The organism is Leucobacter sp. NPDC077196 (assembly GCF_040687075.1).
In the GTDB taxonomy this organism is placed as follows: domain Bacteria; phylum Actinomycetota; class Actinomycetes; order Actinomycetales; family Microbacteriaceae; genus Leucobacter.
Window position 1 is genome coordinate 129,563 of the sequence record NZ_JBFBML010000006.1, and the last position, 21,238, is coordinate 150,800.

At 64.5% G+C, this 21,238-nt stretch carries 21 protein-coding genes and 1 tRNA gene; 5 read left to right on the forward strand and 17 right to left on the reverse strand.

Annotation, left to right across the window (positions count from 1 at the left end; all coding sequences use genetic code 11):
- Positions 1-263: 263 nt before the first annotated feature.
- The 7 genes from AB0O71_RS08305 to AB0O71_RS08335 are packed head-to-tail and all read right to left on the reverse strand — an operon-like array spanning position 264 to position 5,922.
- On the reverse strand, positions 264-851 hold the full coding sequence (locus tag AB0O71_RS08305) for a signal peptidase I (RefSeq protein ID WP_363744145.1): 588 nt from the start codon (positions 849-851) through the stop codon (positions 264-266).
- 37 nt (positions 852-888) lie between these two features.
- The gene (locus tag AB0O71_RS08310; protein WP_363744147.1) at positions 889-1,560 is read right to left on the reverse strand and encodes a hypothetical protein; all 672 of its coding nucleotides are present in this window, start codon (positions 1,558-1,560) and stop codon (positions 889-891) included.
- The gene (locus AB0O71_RS08315) at positions 1,557-2,192 is read right to left on the reverse strand and encodes a hypothetical protein (protein WP_363744149.1); all 636 of its coding nucleotides are present in this window, start codon (positions 2,190-2,192) and stop codon (positions 1,557-1,559) included. The genes AB0O71_RS08310 and AB0O71_RS08315 overlap by 4 nt, the downstream gene beginning before the upstream one ends.
- Complete coding sequence (locus AB0O71_RS08320) at positions 2,189-2,815, reverse strand: hypothetical protein (protein WP_363744151.1); 627 nt, start codon at positions 2,813-2,815, stop codon at positions 2,189-2,191. Before AB0O71_RS08320 ends, AB0O71_RS08315 begins: the two co-directional genes overlap by 4 nt.
- A complete protein-coding gene (locus tag AB0O71_RS08325) occupies positions 2,812-3,435 on the reverse strand; it encodes a hypothetical protein (protein ID WP_363744153.1) in 624 nt (207 codons plus the stop codon). Before AB0O71_RS08325 ends, AB0O71_RS08320 begins: the two co-directional genes overlap by 4 nt.
- Before the next feature lie 45 nt (positions 3,436-3,480).
- Positions 3,481-4,173, reverse strand: coding sequence for a hypothetical protein (locus tag AB0O71_RS08330; RefSeq protein ID WP_363744155.1), 693 nt, complete (start codon positions 4,171-4,173; stop codon positions 3,481-3,483).
- A 48-nt stretch (positions 4,174-4,221) separates the two neighbouring features.
- Positions 4,222-5,922: a hypothetical protein gene (locus tag AB0O71_RS08335; RefSeq protein ID WP_363744157.1), complete on the reverse strand. Its 1,701-nt coding sequence runs from the start codon at positions 5,920-5,922 to the stop codon at positions 4,222-4,224.
- Between the two features lie 446 nt (positions 5,923-6,368).
- Between AB0O71_RS08335 and AB0O71_RS08340 the strand changes: the two genes are divergently transcribed.
- Complete coding sequence (locus AB0O71_RS08340) at positions 6,369-7,073, forward strand: lysostaphin resistance A-like protein (protein ID WP_363744159.1); 705 nt, start codon at positions 6,369-6,371, stop codon at positions 7,071-7,073.
- A 29-nt stretch (positions 7,074-7,102) separates the two neighbouring features.
- Here the strand turns inward: AB0O71_RS08340 and thiL are convergent, their stop codons facing one another.
- Positions 7,103-8,188: a thiamine-phosphate kinase gene (gene thiL, locus AB0O71_RS08345; RefSeq protein ID WP_363744161.1), complete on the reverse strand. Its 1,086-nt coding sequence runs from the start codon at positions 8,186-8,188 to the stop codon at positions 7,103-7,105.
- An 81-nt stretch (positions 8,189-8,269) separates the two neighbouring features.
- Here thiL and AB0O71_RS08350 point away from each other — a divergent pair, with 81 nt between their 5' ends.
- Entirely contained in the window at positions 8,270-8,764 is a 495-nt protein-coding gene (locus AB0O71_RS08350; RefSeq protein WP_363744163.1) for a DUF3515 family protein, read from the forward strand.
- Positions 8,765-8,794: 30 nt separating this feature from the next.
- Here the strand turns inward: AB0O71_RS08350 and AB0O71_RS08355 are convergent, their stop codons facing one another.
- The 7 genes from AB0O71_RS08355 to AB0O71_RS08385 form a co-directional block, all read right to left on the reverse strand.
- Positions 8,795-9,934 carry a D-alanine--D-alanine ligase family protein gene (locus tag AB0O71_RS08355; protein WP_363744165.1) on the reverse strand — a complete coding sequence of 380 codons (1,140 nt, stop codon included), beginning with the start codon at positions 9,932-9,934 and terminating at the stop codon, positions 8,795-8,797.
- Positions 9,931-11,052, reverse strand: coding sequence for an NAD(P)H-dependent glycerol-3-phosphate dehydrogenase (locus tag AB0O71_RS08360; RefSeq protein WP_363744167.1), 1,122 nt, complete (start codon positions 11,050-11,052; stop codon positions 9,931-9,933). Before AB0O71_RS08360 ends, AB0O71_RS08355 begins: the two co-directional genes overlap by 4 nt.
- Positions 11,049-11,825, reverse strand: coding sequence for a lysophospholipid acyltransferase family protein (locus AB0O71_RS08365; RefSeq protein WP_363744169.1), 777 nt, complete (start codon positions 11,823-11,825; stop codon positions 11,049-11,051). Before AB0O71_RS08365 ends, AB0O71_RS08360 begins: the two co-directional genes overlap by 4 nt.
- A gap of 79 nt (positions 11,826-11,904) precedes the next feature.
- On the reverse strand, positions 11,905-13,365 hold the full coding sequence (gene murA, locus AB0O71_RS08370; protein WP_363744171.1) for a UDP-N-acetylglucosamine 1-carboxyvinyltransferase: 1,461 nt from the start codon (positions 13,363-13,365) through the stop codon (positions 11,905-11,907).
- Positions 13,362-13,964, reverse strand: coding sequence for a 3-isopropylmalate dehydratase small subunit (leuD, locus tag AB0O71_RS08375; RefSeq protein ID WP_363744173.1), 603 nt, complete (start codon positions 13,962-13,964; stop codon positions 13,362-13,364). The genes murA and leuD overlap by 4 nt, the downstream gene beginning before the upstream one ends.
- Before the next feature lie 3 nt (positions 13,965-13,967).
- Positions 13,968-15,506, reverse strand: coding sequence for a 3-isopropylmalate dehydratase large subunit (gene leuC / locus AB0O71_RS08380; RefSeq protein ID WP_363744175.1), 1,539 nt, complete (start codon positions 15,504-15,506; stop codon positions 13,968-13,970).
- 260 nt (positions 15,507-15,766) lie between these two features.
- Positions 15,767-16,819 carry a TerC/Alx family metal homeostasis membrane protein gene (locus tag AB0O71_RS08385; protein ID WP_363744177.1) on the reverse strand — a complete coding sequence of 351 codons (1,053 nt, stop codon included), beginning with the start codon at positions 16,817-16,819 and terminating at the stop codon, positions 15,767-15,769.
- Between the two features lie 324 nt (positions 16,820-17,143).
- On the opposite strand from AB0O71_RS08385, the gene AB0O71_RS08390 reads away from it, so the two are divergent.
- The 3 genes from AB0O71_RS08390 to AB0O71_RS08400 all read left to right on the forward strand — a co-directional run bounded on the left by AB0O71_RS08390 (position 17,144) and on the right by AB0O71_RS08400 (position 18,248).
- The gene (locus tag AB0O71_RS08390; RefSeq protein ID WP_363744179.1) at positions 17,144-17,914 is read left to right on the forward strand and encodes a TIGR00645 family protein; all 771 of its coding nucleotides are present in this window, start codon (positions 17,144-17,146) and stop codon (positions 17,912-17,914) included.
- A 30-nt stretch (positions 17,915-17,944) separates the two neighbouring features.
- Positions 17,945-18,026, forward strand: a tRNA-Leu gene (locus AB0O71_RS08395).
- 63 nt (positions 18,027-18,089) lie between these two features.
- Positions 18,090-18,248, forward strand: coding sequence for a hypothetical protein (locus AB0O71_RS08400; RefSeq protein ID WP_363744181.1), 159 nt, complete (start codon positions 18,090-18,092; stop codon positions 18,246-18,248).
- A gap of 307 nt (positions 18,249-18,555) precedes the next feature.
- On the opposite strand, the gene AB0O71_RS08405 is transcribed toward AB0O71_RS08400, so the two are convergent.
- Positions 18,556-19,203, reverse strand: coding sequence for a hypothetical protein (locus AB0O71_RS08405; RefSeq protein ID WP_363744183.1), 648 nt, complete (start codon positions 19,201-19,203; stop codon positions 18,556-18,558).
- 235 nt (positions 19,204-19,438) lie between these two features.
- Entirely contained in the window at positions 19,439-21,151 is a 1,713-nt protein-coding gene (locus tag AB0O71_RS08410) for a ParB/Srx family N-terminal domain-containing protein (protein WP_363744185.1), read from the reverse strand.
- Positions 21,152-21,238 lie beyond the last annotated feature (87 nt).

A 21,238-nucleotide genomic window follows, 5' to 3' on the forward strand; every position in this document is an offset into this window, starting at 1 on the left:
ACTATCGGAAGTCAGCCCTGGGAAATGGGCCTGCGAATAGTCGAGGTCGCCTGAAGACGGCAGGGTCTCGGAGAGCGGTGCCGTTCCTGCGTCAACGGTGCCGATGTGATTTCAGTAGAACTCCTGCTGAATCGCCGGCGTCCAGATCGGAATCGGCGCCGCGGCCATGGCCGGAGCCCCGATCCCGGCGATGAGCGCCGTCGTCGTGGTGACCCCAAGCAGCACGGATGCAACTCGCCGTCGAAACGTTTGGGGCTGAGCTTTCATCGATTCGTCTCGCTTCCGTCGGGGCCCGAAAGTGGGCGCGCTGGCACGTGTGTTGCAGGGTCCGCCGCGACTGCACGAGTTCGCTTGGCCTTCGCGGTCGGCCGGGCGGGCTGGACGAAGTAGAGCAGCACGAGTCCGACAAGCACCGTGCCGACCCCTGCAAGACCGAGCGGGCTTCGCAGTCCCTCCACGACGACCCCGAGCCCCGGCACCGTGAGTTGGAGCAGACCGGCTTCGTTCACCACATACGGTTGCGGGTCTTTCGCAGCATTGGCGTCGCCCTGCAGCTCGAGTTCGACGGGCCCCTGCTCCATCTCGTCGATCTCGACGACTCGGTGGGTGACGGGGCCGCGACCATCGGGGCGCGGTACTGTCACCACGTCACCGATCTTCAGGTCGGCGGCCGGAACCGTACGCGTGAGAATCAGCGAGCCCGTAGGAATACCCGGCTCCATCGATCCGGATATCACGACGAGTGGACGGAGCCCGAATGCGAGCGTCGCGATCACCAGCAGGATCGATCCTGCTCCTACGACCGCGCCGATGGTGAACAGGATCGAACGCACGATCCGAAAGACTCTCATGCCACCTCTGACCTCTGCTTCGTCGTTCATCGCCGTGTCACGCACCCGAAGTAGCGGTCAACGCAATCGACAGGTTCAACGCTCCGCCCTCACGATCGCGGAGTTCGGGGAGGTCGAGCACATGCACGTAGACGCGGAGGGTTGCGGCGCTGCCGTCGGGCCCAGACCACGTCTCTCCATCGAGCAGTGGCGGCGCATCACGAGCGGCGAGCGCGAAGCCCGCTGTCGTCGCGTCGCTCAACGGCACTCCATCCCCGGGGGAATCCGGGTTTCCGAGCACGGTCTCGACACCGCCATCCTCGCGAGTGACCGTGGCCGAAACTCGAATCGCCGCACTGAGATCGCCCTCTCCGGATACCGTAGAAACGAGTGTCAATGGCACTCGAGCGCTGTTGTTGCCGACCCGCAGCGAGGTCACCGCGGTGGCTCCCGGAACATAAGGTTCGGCTCCCGTGAGTGCCGCGTCAATGCCATCGGACCCGAACCCCGTCACGGTCTCGTCGCCGTGGATGAGCAGCACATCGAACTGAGTCTCGGCGGTCAGGCCGACCTCCGCATGGTCGGCGAAGGCAGCCATTGTCGAACCGACCATCGCGCCACTGGCCACCAGTGCCCCGGTCACGATGAGCACCAGTGCCCAAGTGCTGCTCGGCACCCGATGAGTGAGCCGCGCACGAGCTCGGCGCAAGGTCATTCGAGTTGCGCTCATGAGTCCTCTCGTTTCTTGAGCGGGCGTCGCGCTGCACACGAGAGCAGCACGCCAGCGAGTCCAATCGCGATCCCCCACGCAGCGATCGCGGCTGGGCTTGACGTGCCTGTCACTGGTAGCCCCGGCTGCTCGGGCGCGTCGGGCTGACCGGGCTGTGCGGGCGGCTGAGCCGTCGGAGATTCTGGGGCGAATGCGGCGTATTCCCAGTGCACCACCCCCGTCGCGGTGCGATACTCATCACCGGCTGCGGCAGGCAGGTGCACCGATGCGGAGACCGAAACGACCTCGTCGACGGCAACCTCCCCGACCTCGATGACTTCTCCGACGAGGCTCTCGGCGTTCCCGGTATACAACACATCGTCATCGGTTCTCAGCTCGAGAGTTGCAGGATTCGGCCCTTCGAAGATGTCGCCAGTAATTTCCGTGACCCGGAGTGTCGGCGTGATCACTGCGCTGGCGACGTTTCGCGCAGACATGTCCCATGCAACACCGTGACCGGGCCCTGCCACACGAACTTCCACGCTCGTGAGCCCCTCGGGCTCGAGCACCCCGGCAGCGAGCGCCGGAGATGCAACGGCACTGCTCAGCGCAAGAGCGATGACCGCGGTGAGAGCGATGCGGCACGGTCTCATTGCAGCGTGACCTCCAGTTCGAATGTCGTTCCGGCGGTCGTTTCACCGATGATCGTGACGTCCACGGGAAGCTGTTGGGCGTATGCAGCCTGAGGTGTATCGGGTGCGAGCCACACCTTGATCAGGATCTGTGACTCGGGGGCGCCCGCCTCGCGCGTACCGATGAGGATGCCGTTTGCGTCGTTGACCTGCTGCATGCTTCGGGGAATGCCGTCTGGATCCTGATTCACGCCATCGACCTCGATTCCGAATCGCAGATATGGCGCGATCCAGGCTGCGTCGCCCTCGGGGGCGCTCAGCATCGCGCGCAGATCCGCAGAAGCTGATCCTTCGAGCAACGCGGCCTGAACCGCGAAGCTTGCCGTAGGACGAGTCGGGTACGCACGCTGATCGTCATAGAGCGTCGCAATCCCGCGAGAGTCGGGGGTGACTTCCGCGACGATATTCGGCTGCGCTGGATCCTCGTAGCGATCAGCGGGATCTGTCCCCTGAGCGACTGCGACCGAACCGGAGAGCGACCCGTTCGCTTGAAGCGTCTGCGTGAATGCGGCGGTCGTCGTGCCGATCAGAAGCACAGAGCCGACGCCAAGCAAGACAGCCGCAAGCCGCATCGAGCGCTTCATTGCGAAACTCCCCGCATCGCCACCTGTACTCGCGCCGTCTCACGCTGCAGCTCGTTGCCTGCGTCTTCGGGCATCGTGACCGTCATCGTGAGAGTCTTCGCATCTTCCGATTCGAAGTACCCGAGGTTCACCGGCGTCATGACGTCGAGCTCGTCTCCAGGAACCCGATCGAGCAGCACATCACCGCGCATCTCGACCGTGTAGAGGAGTCGATCGAAGAGCGCCGATTCAGCGGCATCCCGGTTCAGGATCTCCATGCTGATCGTGCCAGGCAGTACCGGGCTCGCGTTACGCACGCCCAATGTAAAGACGCGCGAAGCTCCTGGTCCGAATCCTTGTTCGAGGTCCATGGGCACATCGAATCCGTTCGTGCGGGCGAACACCCAGTCCGATGCAGTGGGCTCCCACCCTGCGCCTTCGCGGCCCGCCACTTGGATGGCGAACGCGTCAGCTCCAGCTGCGCCGATGACGGCTCGACCGCCCACCCTTCCAGTTTCGGCCGCGCCAGTGACCAACGTGGTGGCTGCAACGAGGAGCAATCCGATGGCGATGACCGCGCAGGCGATGATCGCGGCGGCGATGTCACGACGGACACGTCGTTGCGAGCGGATCTGAGCCATGGATCACCTGCTTTCGAGTCATTCGACTTGCGTGGTTGCCGGGAGTCAGTTGACGGAGGTGCCGTCGAAGCGCGCTTGCAGATTGACCATGCCTCCGTTTGCAGCATTCGTCTCTTCTTGAGTAGCCCCTTCGATCAGCTCGACTCTGACGACGGTCACGACGCCGGCTTCCGCAGCGAGATCGTTGAGTGCCGTATTGGCCGCCGAGATCGTTGCGTCTTCGATCACCCACGAAGTCGGCGTCGTGGAGGCGTCCGCTACTTGAGCGATGCTGATCCTCACGAGACCCGCGTACGCATTGTTCCGAGTCTCCTGCGCGCCATCGGGGTTGACGGGCGTGGTGTCTTCGATGGAGACCTCCAACGTCGAACCGAACGTCGGAGACGCGTTGAGAACGGGAATGCTGACGTCGACCGGAGCCCCGCCCGGAATGAGCGAGTCAGCGCCTGCAATCGGCACGACATCCACTGCATCGGGATTTGCCTCGATCCAGCTTGCGACATCGCCAACCGTGTCCTCCTGACCAGCAGAAACTTGGATGTTGTAGACGTTGTCGGGGCCACCGAAACCGCCATCGCCGCCGAGATTCAGTAACCCGAAATCGGTGAAGGCAGCAACGGTCGCGAGAGCTCCGACACCGATCAGTGCGCCGCCCGCGATGATGAGGCGCTTCTTTCCGCGCCGACGTTCGGTGGGAGCTTCCGAAGGAGCGTCTGAGGACAGCAGCGTTTCGTTCATGAGTTTCGCCTTTCGCGTGATGAGTGACTGGATATTTTCTTGATGGGACTATTCGAGAACAGGTGTCGTAGCGGTGGAAGTCGCGGTGATGGGCGCGCCGAATGGCGTCGAAACGGTTGCGGCACGCTGGTCGTGGATCTTGTAGGTGGCTCCTGCCGTGCCGCAGGTCACCCACCCGGTGGCTACGATCGTGCCGCCGCCCCATCCCCACACGCCTCCGTCTGCGGAGGTGGCCCACGCTGCGCACTGCGTCGAGCTGAGCCTGGCAATGGGAACGTCGTCGGGGATCCCGCCTACGGGCCTGGGAAGCGTGACGATATCCGCAGACACATTGCTGCTGCATGCATTCGAGCCAGACGTGCGCTCGCCGACGGCTTGGCAGAAGTTATTGCGACCCCAGCCGTACACGAGGCCATCGCGGGTCAGCGCTTGCATCGATCCCACGCCCGAGACGGTCGAATCGACGTTCGAGAGCGCGAGCGCGGGTCGGTTGCGAAAATTCGGATCGGCTGGGCTCGTACTGCTGGGGCGTCCGAGAAAATAGAAGCCGTACGTGGTGTCCGTCGAGACCATCCAGGTGTACAGGTCGCCGTTCTGCAGCAGCAAACGAGGGGCACGAGTGGAAAAACCCAGTTGACGCACCGGGCACTCACTGGCGTCAACGCCGTTCGTTTTGCGCACCGGCGCGCTGCATGGGCCAGGCGCAGCGAGAGAGGCTGCGTGAGCGACGATGGCCTCGTAGCGTGCGGTCCGCTCCGCTTCGGTAGGCAAGGATTGCGGATCATAGGTGAGCCCGTCGGCGGTTTGGTAGAGGTCCGGATAATTCTCGAACAGCACACGGTTAGCGCCCTGATTGAGAATCGGGCACCCCTGGTTCGTCTGGGTAGTAGATACCCCGTTGGAGTTGTCCCAGCCCCAGGTGTAAATCAGTCCGTTCGTTGCGACTCCCCCCGCGGAGACGTACCCGCCCCACACGGTGTGCCAGACGACATCGCCGGTACTGTTCGAGACGCACGAGCCCAGTCCCGGTGTGGCCGTCGTGGTGTTCGCGCGCGACGGAAGCGGTTTGTTCCCGGTTGTGGGCGTCGGCATGTTCTCGCCCCCGTACCCCCAGGCCCACAGGGTGCCGTTGACGTCGAGGGCATACACCTGGTTCTCGATCTGCTGGAGGTCGATGATCTCAGGCAGCGCTTCACCCGTGTCGGTCGTAGTGACCTGCCCCGGTGTCCTCGATTCGGCAGCGGAGATGGACCCGCGCCCGATGAGTGTCGGTCCGCCCCAGGCCTGACCCCAAGTCCAGACGCGCCCCTGGTCGTCGAGAGCGGAGAACAACGTCTGCTGCCCCCAGTTGAAATCGTTGCCAGAAGATCCCGCGTCGACAATGCGGACCCCTTCCGGGAAGACAACCTGGTTCGGGGGCGCGAGATTCAGCGCTGTGCTCGCGACCCCAGCCCCGTTTCCGCTCCGGCGGTCGCCGGTGACGTAGAGTTCGCCGAAACGATTCAGATACAGCGCCGAACCGGGCGACATGTCTTGACGCACCGGGTATGCCGCGACCATGGCCTCGGTTGCGAGTTCAGCTCTCGCATGACTTGACGACTGAAATCCCGCTGCCGTGGTCGATGCCGTGAGCGCGAACGCGCACAGCGCCGCTGCGCTTGCGATCGCGGCCCCGATGATCCCCCGCCTGCTGCCCACTCGCTTGCCCTCCTGCCCGTGCTCCGACGCTGGTGCTGCAGTGCCTGGCATCGAGTGCGATTCCGTCCGAGTTTCACGGGAAGTGCCAGGTGCCGAATCACCATACGTACGTCGGTTACCGATAGTCAATGATGTTCTCGGGGGCACCGAGAACATCATTTTTCCCTCGTCAGAGCATCAATTCAGTATGACGCCGTACGGCTTTAAGTAGCGAGCACTGCAGAGCTAAGTAGCTCGCGTGCGTAGGTACGAGCAGACGCACGCCGTCACATGTCACCGCACGAGAATCTCAGTAGCGACGCCGAAAATCAGGTTGATTTGCGGCAGCCGTCCTGCTCCCCAGAGCTCGCTTGCCGGCTTGCCCAGAGAGGCCAGCACGTCCAGTACTGCAAGACGTGAAGATCGTTACTCAACATTGTGATCCGAGGACGTCTTGCGCGGTCACAATGCAAAGCTCGACTGTCTGCAGCAGGCCGCACCAATTCATGGAGACTATCTTGCCGAAGGACCAGTCGATCATCGATTCCGAGCGCAGCGCGCTCTCGTACACACAAATGGCCGCTATTGGCGCATTCATCGTTTACGTCCTGTTCGGTCATGTCTTCGGAGACAGACTCGCTCGGGAGAGCACTGCTATGACACGACTGGTCGTGTACGTGTTGATCGGAGTCGCCGCTTTCTGGTGTTTCCGTCGAGAGCTCGTTTCAGGTTGGAGGGCGACTCGTATTGCCCCATGGCGGTTCGTGGGATGGGGAGCGTTCGGATTCGTCGCGGCCTACTTATTGGGAATCATCACTACGACCATCTTCATCCACCTGGGAGTATCACCCGACGGAGAAAACGCGCAGTCGACAGCCCAGTTGCAGATGCTCGCGAAGAGCTCCGCGCTACTGGCTAGCCTGCTTTTCGTCGCATCAGGAATCGTTGGGCCAGTGCTCGAAGAGGTCATTTTTCGCGAAGTGCTGATCGGAAAGCTTGCCCACCGGATACCGTCGTGGATGGCGCTCATCGTTTCCAGCGCCCTGTTCGGTGCGATGCACCTCCGAAGTATCGCCGAGTGGCCGCTACTTCTAAACTACGGCCTCGTTGGGCTACTGCTCGGAGCCCTCTACCTACTTTCGCAACGAAACATCTTTGTTCCGATTGCGGTGCACGTTGCATGGAACACAATGGGGTTCGTATCGAGCATGTCTCTCAGCTGAATCGGCGGATAGCCGAGCTTGGCCAAACGTCACGCAGCACCTGGATACTGCACGGTGTAGGGATCCCAGCCGCGCGCGATGAGCGTTTCGCCATCGAGCGACAACCTTGCGACGTCCTGTCCGGGCACCTGTGATGTCGCGGTCGGGCCGGCTTCGTCCGAGGATCCTGCTTTGGACGCCTCCAGCACCACTCCGACCGGCAGGAATCCGGCGGGCAGCGCCACAGCGGCAGGGAAGGTCGCCAGTAAGCCGTGATCCTCACCGCCATGCAGCATCGCTTCGACCGGCACCACCACTCCGCTCTGCTCACCGAAGCCGCGTTCGAGCAGCGCAGCGGAGAAGTCGATATGCACGCCGCTCGCGCGAGCGAGACGCTCACTATCGATCGAGAGAGCGTCGGAGACGTCCATCATCGCCGTTGCCTTGCCCAGCGCAGCTGCGACGCCGAGGGGTATTGGAGGCGCCGGCGCGAGCTGGGCGGCAAGGACCTCCGGATGCGCGGCCCAGAGCCCGGGAACGGCATCCGCACTCGCGGTGCCATCGGACGCGAGACCTTCCGCGAAGAGCAGCGAGAGACCGAGCCCCGCGAGCCCCAGCTCCCCCGCATACGCCACGACGTCGCCAGCGCGGGCGCCGGAACGCAGCACCGGCACCCGCCCCTCGAGGTCGCCGAGCGCCGTGACCGCAGCAGTCACGACGGGTGCTCTCCCGAGGTCTCCGCCCACCACGCCGCAGCCCGGCGCCAGCGCGCGACAGGCAGCATCGAGGCCCTCGGCGATCCGCTCGAGCAGGCGCACGGGAGTTTCGAGCGGCACCGCAAGCGCCACTGTCAGCGCGGTCGGACGCGCCCCCATGGATGCGACATCTGAGAGGTTCGTGGCCGCCAGCTTCCAGCCGAGCTCGAAGCCGTCGTGCCAGGCGAGACGGAAATCGGGGCCCTCGATCATCGTGTCGGTCGTCACGACGATGTCGCCCTCGTGCCGCAGCACCGCGCAGTCGTCGCCCGGACCCAGCTCGACGGCGCTCGCCTCCGAGAGCTGTGCGAGCACGCGCGCGAGCACACCCGACTCCCCCAGTTCACCGACGGTGGTTTGCGGCTTCTCTCGTGGTTCCACACTTCCAAGCTACCGTCGCCCATGCACCAGCGCCTACGCGCACTCGGCGCTCGACCAGCCCGCGACGAGTAGGCTGGAACGGTGAAGTCTCGGGCCGTCAAGATCGTCGCACTCTCAGCAGCACTCGCGAGCACCGCGACGCTCATGACCGCATGTGCGCCGATCGTGCCGATGCAGGCCGCAGAAGATGCGAACAATTCGGCGTGTGCAAACGTGGTTGTGCGATTGCCCGATGTCGTCGCGGGTGAGGATCGGCGCTACACCAATGCTCAGGCGACCGGTGCCTGGGGCGACGGCGCCGTACAACTCGTCTGCGGAGTGGAGCCGAGCGGGCCGACTACCGACACCTGCGTCAATGTCAATGGCATCGACTGGGTGATCGACGACTCGGCAGCGCCGATCTATCGCTTCGAACCGTACGGCCGCACACCCGGCATTGCCGTCTACGTCGATTCCGAGCAGGTCAGCGGCACCGAGACCACGGTCGACCTGAACGCCGTCGTGCAGCAGCTGCCGCAGGATCGTCAGTGCACCACCCTCTCAGACACGTTCGACGTGCCCGAGGCGAAGCAATAGCGCGATCGTCGCCCGCCGCCGGAAGGCGACTCAGTAGGCGGGGCGGCGCTCGATGGCGAGCTCGACGAGCTCGGTGATGAGTTCGGTGTAGCTCATCCCAGACGCTTCCCACAGTCGCGGGTACATCGAGATGGGCGTGAACCCAGGGAGCGTATTGATCTCGTTGAGTACTGGCCCGTTCTCGGTCAAGAAGAAGTCGACGCGCGCGAGCCCGGCGCACTGAGCGATCTCGAACGCGAGAACCGCATCGCGTCGCAATGACTCGAACTCGTCATCGTTCACGGCGGCTGGCAGATCTAGACGCACCCCTGAACCGTCCAGGTATTTCGAGGCGAAGTCGTAAAAGCCCCCATCCGAGATCACGATCTCCCCGATCACGGTGCTCGTGCGCGGCCCCGCATCTCCGCGCCCCTCGAGCACGCCTATCTCGACCTCGCGGCCGACAACGCCGGATTCGATGAGCACCGTGCGATCCTCGGCGAATGCGACATCGAGCGCTCCGGGAAGATCCGCGGCCACAGCCACCTTGGTAACGCCCATGCTCGAACCCGCACGTGCGGGCTTCACGAAGAGCGGATAATTCAAGCCGGCATCGAGCCGCGAGATGAGTGACGGGTCGGCATCGAGTTGAGAGCGGGTGACGGTGTTCCACGGTGCGACGGCGATGCCCGCATCCGCGAGCACGGTCTTGACTGCGTGCTTGTCCATGCACAGCGCTGATCCGAGCACGCCGCTTCCCACGTACGGCAGGTCGACGAGGTCGAGCATGCCCTGCACCGTCCCGTCTTCGCCGTAGGGGCCGTGCAGCATCGGCAGCACTGCATCGGCGTGCCCCAGGCTGCGCAATGCTCCGGACTGATCGATCACCGTGAGCACCCGCGTAACGGTCGACGCAGGCCACAGCACACGTGTGCCGTTATCGGTCACCTCGGGAAGCGCAGCGGCGTCGAGGCGGTAGCCATCGAGGTCGTCCTCCTGCATCAGCACGGTGGCGCCCTGCTTCGTGATGCCCACCGGGATCACGTCGAACTTCGTGCGATCGATTGCGCGCAGCACGCCCGCGGCAGTGACGCAGCTGATTCCGTGCTCGCTCGAACGCCCACCGAACAGCAACACGACCGCGCGCTTCGTCGACGTTTCTTGATGCAGTGCGGTCGCGGTTTCGGTCACGCGCGGGTTCCCTTCATACGGTCGAGCAGTCGTCTGATTCGACCGGTCTGAGGTGAGCCCAAGCTGAGTTCGGCTTGCGGCACTTCATTCTCCGTGGCGAGGTGCGGGCCCAGGTACTCGGGCTGCATCTTGCCGCTCAGCACCATCTGCACCTGCTCGACGATCGGCATGGCGACACCGCGCTTACGAGCGAGTTCGAGCACGGGTGGTACCGAAGTGATGCCCTCGGCGACCTGCTGCATCTGCTCGCGGGTCTCCTCTTGCGTGTACCCCTGGCCGATCAGGCGCCCGGCGGTGTTGTTGCGCGAGAGCGGCGACTGGCACGTCGCGATCAGGTCGCCGAGACCGGCGAGGCCCGAGAGGGTGGCCGGATCGGCGCCTGACGCGACGGAGAACTCGGTCATCTCCGCGAGACCCCGCGTGATAATCGCTGCTTTGGTGTTCTCTCCGTAGCCCACGCCGTCGACGATGCCGATCGCGAGCGCGATGAGGTTCTTCAGCACACCGCCGAGCTCGGTGCCGATCACGTCGGTGTTGACGTACGTTCTGAAGTACGGGGCGTTCGCGGCCATCGCCACCTCTTGTGCGACACCGAGATCAACGCATGAGGCAACGGCTCCCGTCGGCTGCTCCTTCGCGATTTCAAGCGCGATATTCGGGCCGGACACGACCGCGATGCGCTCGGGACCGAGGTCGAGCGTGTCGGCGATGACCTCCGACATACGCATGGTCGTCGTCTTCTCCACGCCTTTCACAAGGCTGACGAGCACCGATCGACGATCGAGATACGGCTCGAGGTCGATGAGATTCTGACGCAGCGTCTGACTCGGCACGGCGAGGAAGACGAGTCGTGCGCCCTGCAGCGCGATCGCGAGATCGTCGGTCGCGGCGAGCGTCTTGGGCAGATTCACCCCGGGAAGATACTGGCTGTTCCGCCGCGCGACCTGAATCTCATTGGCGATCTCAGGGCGGCGGGCCCACATCGTGACGTCGCAACCCGCGTCGGCGAGCACCTTGGCGAACGTCGTCCCCCAACTGCCTGCTCCGATCACGGCGACTTTGCGACCCCGGTTGCGTTCGGCGTGCGCCGACAACGCTGATCCGGATCGTGTACTCAAAAGCGCCCCGTTTCGCTCTGCTGGTGCTTGCTCGGATCCCAGCGCTCTGCCGGCGGCTGTTCGCCTCGAAGGCCGGCGAGCAGCCGAGTGATGGCGTCCATCAGCTCGCGCGTCGCCTCATTGATGGTTCGCTGATCGACCGGCTTGCCCGCGAAGCGGCTCAGATCGAGCGGCTCGCCGATCGCCACCTCGATCGTCTTCCGCGGAAACGGATGAAGCCGCTTCGCGTACCGCGGCATCAATCGGTGCGTGCCCCAGTGCGCGACGGGTATCAGGGGAATGCCCGCCTCGAGAGCGAGGCGAACCGCACCGCTCTTGCCCCGCATCGGCCACAGATCTGGATCGCGGGTCAGCGTTCCCTCGGGGTACACGATCACACCGTCTTGACGTTCGATGATCTGCGAAGCCGCGCTCATCGGGTTGCCGTCGCGACTCGCCGAACGCGCAACGCCATCGCGCTGCACCGGCACCTGTCCCGATGCCCGCATGAGCCATCCCAGCACCGGCACCTTGAACAGGCTCGCCTTCGCCATGAAACGAGGCAACCGCCCCAAATGCCACACTGCGGCCCCCATCGCGATCGGGTCGACCTCGCTGTAATGATTGGGCGCGAGGATGAACGGCCCGCGCTCCGGCAACTTCGACTGAGGCGTGAAACGGTACCGCACCATGAGCGACCAGAACGGCAAGATCAGTGACGCCAGCACCCAGAACGCCGAGGGCCGACGCTTCTCCGGCGAGAGGCGGCTCCGAAACTTCACGGTGTCAGTCATGCATCCATTATCTCGAAAGCGGCGGTTGCCCAGGTGCATACGCCCCGGACAACCACCGCATTCTCAGAAGCGATTCCGCTCAGCTCTCGTAGACGAAATCGGCGCCGAGCAGGTGCAGTTTCTCGATGAAGTTCTCGTACCCGCGCGAGATGATGCCGAGGTTCGTGACCTTCGACTGCCCCTCGGCTGTCAGCGCCGCGATGAGGTGGCTGAAGCCGCCGCGCAGGTCGGGCACCTCGATATCGGCGCCGTGCAGCGGGGTCGGGCCGGTGATGACGGCGGCCTGCTCGAACTCGCGACGCTTGACGCGGCGCCTCGCATCGTGCAGCCCCTCCTTGTACACCTTGATGTCAGCGCCCATCTTGACGAGGGCGTCGGTGAATCCGAATCGGTTCTCGTACACCGTCTCGTGGATGGTCGACTGGCCCTCGGCCTGCGTGAGCGCCACGACGAGCGGCTGCTGCCAATCCGTCATGAATCCCGGGTGCACATCGGTCTCGATGGTGACCGGCTTGAGCGCTCCGCCCGGGTGCCAGAAGCGGATCCCGTCGTCATGCACGTCAAAGTCGCCGCCGACCTTGCGGAAGACGTTGAGGAAGGTCATCATCTCTTCCTGCTCGACGCCGCCGACAAACACGTCGCCCTTGGTTGCGAGCGCTGCAGCGGCCCAGCTGGCGGCTTCGTTGCGGTCGAAGATGGCACGGTGGTCGTACCCGCGAAGCTCGGGAACTCCCTCGATGAAGATGACTCGGTTCGGCTCCATCGAGATGATCGCGCCCATCTTCTGCAGGATGCAGATGAGGTCGACGATCTCGGGCTCGATGGCTGCGTTGCGCAGCTCGGTCTGGCCCTCCGCGAGCACTGCCGTGAGCAGCACCTGCTCGGTGGCGCCGACCGACGGATACGGCAACTCGATGTTCGCACCCTTGAGCCCGTCGGGCGCGGTCAAGCTGATTCCGCTCGGCAGCTTTTCGATGACGGCGCCGAAGTTGCGCAGCGCGTCGAGGTGGAAGTCGATGGGGCGATCGCCGATCCGGCATCCGCCGAGATCGGGGATGAAGGCCTCGCCGAGGCGGTGCAGCAGCGGCCCGCAGAAGAGGATCGGAATGCGCGACGAACCAGCGTGGGCATCGATGTCGGCCTGGTGGGCGACCTCAACGTTCGACGGATCCAGGCGCCACTCCCCGCCCTGTTCGCCGCGCGTGATGAGCACCCCATGGAGGGCAAGAAGACCCGCGACGACGCGCACGTCCGAGATGTTGGGCACGTTGCGCAGCACGCTCGGGGTTTTGCCGAGCAGTGCAGCAACCATCGCCTTCGTCGCGAGGTTCTTGGCCCCGCGCACCTCGATGCGTCCCTTGAGCGGGCGGCCACCGTTGATGATGATTTCATCGGAGGTGAGCCCGACCCGAGCGCCGGCCTTCTGCGCATCGAGCTTGCGCCCGGCGGCCTCGGTCTCGTCGGTCGATGCGGCGGACACTGCCTCGGTCGCGTCCTCCATCGGCTCCAGCTCGGCCTCGTTCACAGTGTGCTTGGTCATGCGGCCTCCACGGGGGTCGTTGTCGGCATCCAGCTCGGGCGGTTCGCCTCGAACCTGGTGATGGCGTCCGCATCGCGGAGCGTCAAAGAGATATCGTCGTGCCCTTCCATGAGGCGCCAACGCGTGTATTCGTCAACCTCGAAGGGGATCGTGAGATCACCCGCTGTGATCGTGCAGTCTTCAAGACTCACGGTGACCTGCATGCCGGGGTCGGCGTCGATCGCGGCCCAGATCTGCTTCACTTCGTCTTCGGTGACCTGAGCGGCGAGCAGCCCCTGCTTGCCCGAATTGCCGCGGAAGATATCCGCGAAGCGAGGCGAGATGACGACTCGGAACCCGAAGTCCCGAAGGGCCCATACCGCGTGCTCGCGCGACGAACCCGTACCGAAATCCGCGCCGGCGACGAGAATCTCGGCACCCTGGAACACAGGCTGGTTGAGCACGAAGTTCTCATCCTGCCGCCAGTGAGAGAACAGCGCGTCCTCGAATCCGGTCTTCGTGACGCGCTTCAAGAACACCGCGGGAATGATCTGATCGGTATCCACATTCGAGCGCTGCAGCGGGGCGGCGATGCCGGTGAACGTCGTGAACTTCTGCATGGCTCAGGCTCCTGCCTTCTCGGAAACGGGCATGATCGGAATGCGTCGGCGCACCGGCAATTCCGCGCCCTCCGGCGCATCGTGCGTCACGCCCTGCTCCAAGTCTGCCTGCAGATCCCAGGGGCTCGACAGCGTGCCCCTGATCGCTGTCGCAGCTGCGACCAGCGGAGAAACCAGGTGCGTGCGCCCGCCCTTGCCCTGACGCCCTTCGAAGTTGCGGTTCGAGGTCGAGGCGCAGCGCTCGCCCGGGGCCAGCTGATCCGGGTTCATGCCGAGACACATCGAGCAGCCAGCGAAACGCCATTCTCCGCCGAACGCCTCCACGATGCGGTCGATCCCCTCGGCCTCGGCCTCCGCGCGCACGCGAGCCGACCCCGGAACCACCATGAGCCGCACGCCCTCGGCCTTCTGCTTGCCCTTGATGATCTCAGCGAAGGTGCGCAGGTCGTCGAGACGACTGTTCGTGCACGAACCCATGAACACGGCGTCGACAGGGATCTCCTTCATCGGAGTACCCGCCTCAAGATCCATGTACTCGAGCGCGCGCTCGGCGGCAGCGCGCTCGTTGGGATCGGCGATGGTCTCCGGATCGGGCACGGTCTCGCTGAGCAAGACGCCCTGGCCCGGGTTCGTGCCCCAGGTCACGAACGGCTCGAGCGAATCGGCGTCGATGAACACTTCCTTGTCGAACACCGCGCCCTCGTCGGTCGGCAGCGTCTTCCAGTAGGCGACCGCCTCGTCCCAATCGGCGCCGCGCGGCGCGTGCGGCCGACCTTTGACGTACGCGAACGTCGTCTCGTCGGGGGCGACCATACCCGCACGGGCGCCGGCCTCGATCGACATGTTGCACATCGTCATCCGGCCGTCCATCGACAGTCCGCGGATCGCAGAGCCGCGGTACTCGAGCACGTATCCCTGCCCACCACCGGTGCCGATCTTAGCAATGACGGCCAGAATGATGTCTTTCGCCGTGACGCCGGGGCGCAACTCGCCCTCCACGTTGATCGCCATGGTCTTGAACGGCTTCAACGGGAGCGTCTGCGTCGCCATGACATGTTCGACCTCGCTCGTGCCGATGCCGAACGCCAGCGCGCCGAATGCTCCGTGCGTCGACGTGTGGCTGTCGCCGCACACGACCGTAATACCCGGCATCGACAGCCCGAGCTGCGGCCCGACCACGTGCACGATGCCCTGCTCACGATCACCCAGAGGGTGCGCGCGAACCCCGAACTCCGCGACGTTCTGCCGCAGCGTCTCGATTTGCAGTCGGCTCGTCGGATCCTCGATCTGACGCGTGATGTTGAGGGTCGGGGTGTTGTGATCCTCCGTCGCGATCATCAAGTCGACCCGGCGCAGCGGGCGATCAGCGACGCGCAAGCCGTCGAATGCCTGCGGACTCGTCACCTCGTGAATCAGGTGCAGGTCGATGTAGATGAGATCGGGCTGCCCGTTCTCGCCCTTCACGACGACGTGATCGTCCCACAGCTTCTCCGCCAGGGTACGGGGCTTCACAGCCGCCTCCGACGCATTCTGCTCGCTCATGTGTGCTTCTCTTCCCGGTTCTGTGCACTCAGCACTGTGCTGTTCAACACCGCGCGGCACGAAAATATTTCGCGGGCCTCGACGCGGCGGATCGACCATGCGAGAACCCCGCGACGGGCGGCCGATGGACTAGACCCCGTCGCGGCTGTGAAGAAGCAGAGCCCGCGAACGCATGGCGAGAGTCTATCACCGCACGATGGAGAGTGCCCGCTGTTGCGGGATCGGGCGACGGCGAGCGAACGCGCCGCCACCCGAAATGCTCAGTGGCGGTTGGCGCGCTGGTGATCCTGCCCCACCTGATCCGGCCCCTCGGCAACGCCGAGATGCAGGTGCTCGCCGCGCGCTCGCGCCTCACGGTTCGCTTTGATCAGGCTCGCAACGGTCGCGATCAGCATCGAAATCAAGATGAAGCCGAGCGACATCCAGGTATTGATCTCGGGCACCGGTACGTGCTCACCGCCATTGATGAACGGGAGCTCGTTCTCATGCAGCGCATGCAGGATCAACTTGACGCCGATGAACGCCAAGATGGCCGCGATGCCGTACTTCAGGTATTCGAGACGCTCGAGCAGACCTCCGAGCAAGAAGTACAGCTGCCGCAGCCCCATGAGCGCGAACACGTTCGCCGTGAACACGATGAAAGGGCTCTGCGTGATGCCGAAGATCGCCGGAATCGAGTCGAGGGCGAAGAGGAGATCCGTCACACCCAGCGAGATGAGCACCAACAGGAACGGAGTGAACATGCGCTTGCCGTCGACCGTGGTGCGCAGCTTGCCGCCGTCGTAGTGGTCGCTGAAGGGCAAGACCTTCTTGACCTGGCGAATGACCCAACTCTCGCCCTGCTCATCGTGTCCGCCCGGCTTGACCTGCTGCCACGCCGTCCAGATCAGCCACAGGCCGAAGATGAAGAAGATCGCGATGAAGCGCTCGATGATCGCAGCGCCCACCAGGATGAACGCGCCTCGGAAAATCAGGGCGAGTACGATCCCGATCATGAGCGCGCGCTGCTGGTAGGCGCTCGGCACCTTGAAACTGGCGAGGATCAGCACGAACACGAAGAGGTTGTCGATCGAGAGGCTGTACTCCGTGAGCCAGCCGGCCAAGAACTCGGTGCCGTGCTGCACGTCACCCAGCAGGAAGATCGCGCCCGCGAAAATCAAGGCGAGCAGCACGTAGAAGCCGACCCAGAGGCTCGCCTCGCGCATGGAGGGGACGTGGGGGCGGCGAACGATCAGGGCGAGATCGATGATGAGGATGATGACGAGTGCAATCATCGACCCGATCTCGAACCAGAGCGGGAGAACTGAAGTCACCGGTGTGTACTTCCTTCGGCTGGGGCGCAGAGCGCAAGGTGTGGCCGAAAGTCTCTTCCCGGCGCTCGACTCCGTCGAATGCGCCGCGCCCGCACCGGCGCCGCTTCGGAGCGACACGTCTTGACGACACGGGCGAATCGGAATACTCCCCTTCGCTCTCGCCATCATAGTCGCGCTGCGACTCCCTGCTCGCTCGCTGCCCACGAACGCACAACGACGCTGCGCTAGCATATGGTGCACTTCATCAGCATGTGGTGCACTTCACCAGCATGTGGTGCACTTCACCAGCGCGAGAGGGCCACCCACGTGAGCAAGCGACCCAGTATGACCGAACGCAGCGCGCAAATCGGGCCTGGGCCCGCATCCCGCACGCTCGCCGCCTTCATCTTCGCGAGCCGCTGGCTCCAAGCGCCGCTGTACCTGGGTCTCATCGTCGCGCAGGCCGTCTACGTCGTGCTCTTTTTCGTCGAGCTCTGGCACCTCGTTGAGAACGTCATCGCCACCGGGCACATCACCGAGACCGATGTAATGCTCAGCGTGCTTGCGCTGATCGACATCGTCATGATTGCGAACCTGCTGATCATGGTGATCATCGGCGGCTACGAGACCTTCGTCTCGAAGATCCGTGTGCAGGGGCACCACGACGAGCCCGAGTGGCTGTCGCACGTCAACACGAACCTACTCAAGGTCAAGCTCGCGGTATCCATCATCTCGATCTCATCAATCCATCTGCTGAAGACCTTCATCGAGGTCGGCCGCATGGACGGCGGCGTCGTGCTCAATGCCGACGGCACCGTGCTCTACTCGTCGGAGGGCGTGATGTGGGAGGTTGCGATCCACCTTGCCTTCATCGTCTCGGCCATCGCGCTCGCTTGGATCGACCGCATGAGCCAGCACCATGGGACCGGTCAGACGGGCGGGCTGAGCGTCGGCAAGATCGAGGCCGGGCTGCGCGGGGATGATTCGCGGGCCGCCGTTTCCGACGGCGCTCCTGCACCTGCGCCTGCGCCTGCAGACGCAGACTTCGTCACGGTTCGCCTCCCCGCCGGAACTCGCCTTCCCCAGGGCGCCGAGATTGTGTCGAGCGACCGCTAAAGTGGTTCTCGGTCGGCTTCGCCGGCCCACGCGCGAGTGGCGGAATTGGCAGACGCGCTGGATTTAGGTTCCAGTGTCCTCGGACGTGGGGGTTCAAGTCCCCCCTCGCGCACTCCCCCTCGGCTTACGGTCCACGGACCTGCAGCGGGATTGCCTCCGTCGATATTCTGAGCGGATGGATAGTGCTCAGCTTCTACTTTTCATCTACATCGCGGCCGGAATCGTCGGCTTCATTCTCTGGTGGCTCATCCTCTGGGCCGTCGTCAGAGCTGGCGTTCTCTCCGCACTTCGCGCCCACTCCGAGGAGCAGCGAGAGATGGGTCGACCTCGCTAGCACGGGCGAGTTCGGACCAGCGTGATCCACAAAGACTGGGGAGAGGGTTCACATGAGCGCACATTGGCGGTTTCGACCCTTGCGCACGTATGAGCAGGACTTGCTGGCGCAAGCGACCCTGGGAAACGTGAATTGGTCGGGTCCCCGATTCCTCAGTCTCAGTGTGGAAACCGGCAATCCGGCGCGATCGCTCTACGAGCGATTCGGGTTCGCACCCGCTGGGCCCGAGTTTGACGCCGGCGCCCTCGTACTTCGCTTCCGACCGTTCGTCCACCTCAAGCTCGGTGATGCCCCGATCTGCACTGCGTCACTTGCTCGCAGAACGGGGGTACAACGATACGAAGCCCTCCCTCAGCGACTGCAGAACCAGTATTCCTCCCGCGAGCAGCACGAGACCCGCTGCTCCGAGCGGGATACCGCCGAACCGGACCGAAACTCCAGCACCGACCCACGGCAAGATGAAGCCCGCAACGACCGCGGATATCCCTTGAATGAGAGCGAGAACGCCGGTGCACACCACGGCCCACCGCTGCTTCACGAAAATGATGAGCAATACGCATTCCATCACGACGAGCATTGTTACGGCGAAGAAGCTGCTTCTGCTGACATTTTCGGGGGTGAATGATGCTGCGGGGATGTGCTGAGCCGACCATAGCGGCGCCAACACCGAGAGTATTGCGAGGACGGACGCCGCGAGAACGAGCATCGGCGCGCGCGCGATCAACCTATTGACTCCGTTCAGGGAGTGGACAGGCATCGGCTGCGGTTGCAGTGTAGGCCGCTGCGCCATTGCGCGCTGGCCGATTATCCAGCCCCCCGGTGCGGCGTAACAACTCGGGTGGCGCAGAATCGCGTCCCAGCATTCCGGATGCGTTGCCGCAATGTGCGCCAGTACATCCGGCGGCAGGTTCGGGTCGTCGAGAAGTTGCACCGAGAATGGGCGTCGTTTCATCAAGCTGTTCTTCTGGTCAGGCCCGCCGTCCACTGACCAAACGGGTGGCGCGACAGCGCCCCCGCCGGTACGTCAGCGACCAACAGTGTGGCCCCCCTTCCCAGAAGGTTACTCCGAGGTGCTGTCATACCACCGCATGCATCAGCACGAACGCCGAAGCGGGGTCACTTTGCGTGCGTGTCGGGATGCGACGCGCACGCAAAGTGACCCCGTTCGCAGGTTGGGCGGCGGGCGGCGCCTATTCGGCCACCCGGCGGCGGGCGCGCAGTGCGATTGCGGCTCCTCCGGCGAGCATCAGCGCGAGACCCGCCGTGGCTGCGGCGATAGCCGAGCTGCCGCCGGTCTGGGCGAGCTTCGCGCCAGCTGCGGCAGGCGCTTGGCCCGAACCCTGCGCTGCACCAGCACCAGCACCAGCATCAATGCCACTCCCTGCAGCGCCGGCTGCACCCGCGCCATTGGCCCCCGACTCTGCGGCACCCGCTCCGTCGGCAGCGGCCGCACCACCGTCGGCAGCGGCCGCACCACCGTCGGCCGCGGCGATCGGGTCGATCTGCACCGCAGCCGCACCGACCTCGGCGCCGTTCCACAGCAGCACGACGCGGTGCGCGCCATTCACGTTCGCCGGAAGCGTCGCGGTGAGCGCGAATGCGCCCGTCGCATCAGTCGACACGTCAGCAAGCTTCACAGGCTCCGAGTGCAGCTCGAGTGCATACCCCGCGGTGGAGGGCGCGAAGCCGCTCCCGCTCACCGCAATCTCGCCGCCGGGACGCAAGTCGTCGCTCACGAGTACGGTTCCAAGTACCGTTGCGGGATCCACAGGCGGCTCCTCACCACCCGGCTCCTCACCGCCCGGCTCCTCACCGGGAGGCAGCTGCGCCTTGTACGCCATGGCATACGCGAGCTTGCCCGGCTTCTCAGCTTCGTAGGGCTGCGAAAGCTTGTTCCACTCCCCCTTCGTCTCCGCTTTGCCGTCGTTCCACTCCGCGAGCACACCGAGGTCGGCTGCCGTGAACCCTCCGCCGATCGACGTCGCGGGATCGAGTGCCACCTGCGCTTCCGAGAGCGAGCGCACGGTTGCAAGATAGCTGTCACGATCGCTCGTGTTCCACGCCGCGAGATCGATCGGCTGGGCGTCGCGCACCCAGGCGCCCCAGTAGAACTCCAGGAACGGAATCTTCCCTGCCTCGAAACCAATATCACGCGCGAAGTACATGAGGCTTCGGTAGCGGTCATCGGTGAAGCTCGAGAGCCCGACCGACGCGGGAAGCTCGTCGGGAGTCATCGCCGTACCGTCGGGCGCTTCGAGCCACGTCCACTGATTCGCGATCATCGTCTGCCAGAACTGCTCAGGCGTCTGATCACTCAGGTTCGCAGTGACACGAAGACGCACGTGCAGGTCGAGCCCGCCGTCCGCCGTCTCCGCGAACGAGGTGAGCGTGTGGTGGCCATCGGTCAGGTAGAGCGCGCCTTCCGGCCCGATCACGACCGTCTTCATCGCTGCGATGCTCTTCTCCGTCTCGCCGCCGACCGGCAGCTCGCACGTGAATGACGCCGGATCGTGCAGAGTCGCGTCGGGCTCGGCGGCGACCGCATCCAGCTGCCCATTGGCCTCGCACCAGTCGCCGAAACGCTTGTTGACCGCGTCCTTGCCGAGCTCGGAGTAGCGGCCCAGCTTGTAATAGATCTGGTCGTATCCGACGGACGGCTGCGTCGGATGCACATCGCCAATGCGCACATCGAGGAGGTCGTCGACCTGCGCGTCGAGGTGGGAGGAGGCGCTGACCGACGTGACGGGGACGGGGACGGGCACTGCGGGCGCGCCGGTTGGTTCTGCGGCTGCCGGCGTCGCGGCGGCGAGAGTGAGCGGGGCGGCGAGCAGCGCGACCGCGAGCCCGAGGGCTGCGAACCGGCCACGCGAGCGTGGTCCGGTTGACGTCGAGGTGAGAAGCACGTAAGCCTTTCTGTCAAGGGTCGTGGCGGCTCGACCGAGAGAGGCAGCGCGAGCCTCGACCATCCTCGCGACCGCGGGTGAACCGAT

What these genes read in the sequence shown, in the direction of transcription:
- AB0O71_RS08305 (WP_363744145.1), bottom strand. Translation starts at nt 851, where the DNA reads ATGAGAGTCTTTCGGATCGTGCGTTCGATCCTGTTCACCATCGGCGCG.
- AB0O71_RS08310 (WP_363744147.1), bottom strand. Translation starts at nt 1,560, where the DNA reads ATGAGCGCAACTCGAATGACCTTGCGCCGAGCTCGTGCGCGGCTCACT.
- AB0O71_RS08315 (WP_363744149.1), bottom strand. Translation starts at nt 2,192, where the DNA reads ATGAGACCGTGCCGCATCGCTCTCACCGCGGTCATCGCTCTTGCGCTG.
- AB0O71_RS08320 (WP_363744151.1), bottom strand. Translation starts at nt 2,815, where the DNA reads ATGAAGCGCTCGATGCGGCTTGCGGCTGTCTTGCTTGGCGTCGGCTCT.
- AB0O71_RS08325 (WP_363744153.1), bottom strand. Translation starts at nt 3,435, where the DNA reads ATGGCTCAGATCCGCTCGCAACGACGTGTCCGTCGTGACATCGCCGCC.
- AB0O71_RS08330 (WP_363744155.1), bottom strand. Translation starts at nt 4,173, where the DNA reads ATGAACGAAACGCTGCTGTCCTCAGACGCTCCTTCGGAAGCTCCCACC.
- AB0O71_RS08335 (WP_363744157.1), bottom strand. Translation starts at nt 5,922, where the DNA reads ATGCCAGGCACTGCAGCACCAGCGTCGGAGCACGGGCAGGAGGGCAAG.
- AB0O71_RS08365 (WP_363744169.1), bottom strand. Translation starts at nt 11,825, where the DNA reads ATGACTGACACCGTGAAGTTTCGGAGCCGCCTCTCGCCGGAGAAGCGT.
- murA (WP_363744171.1), bottom strand. Translation starts at nt 13,365, where the DNA reads ATGACCAAGCACACTGTGAACGAGGCCGAGCTGGAGCCGATGGAGGAC.
- leuD (WP_363744173.1), bottom strand. Translation starts at nt 13,964, where the DNA reads ATGCAGAAGTTCACGACGTTCACCGGCATCGCCGCCCCGCTGCAGCGC.
- leuC (WP_363744175.1), bottom strand. Translation starts at nt 15,506, where the DNA reads ATGAGCGAGCAGAATGCGTCGGAGGCGGCTGTGAAGCCCCGTACCCTG.
- AB0O71_RS08390 (WP_363744179.1), top strand. Translation starts at nt 17,144, where the DNA reads ATGACCGAACGCAGCGCGCAAATCGGGCCTGGGCCCGCATCCCGCACG.
- AB0O71_RS08400 (WP_363744181.1), top strand. Translation starts at nt 18,090, where the DNA reads ATGGATAGTGCTCAGCTTCTACTTTTCATCTACATCGCGGCCGGAATC.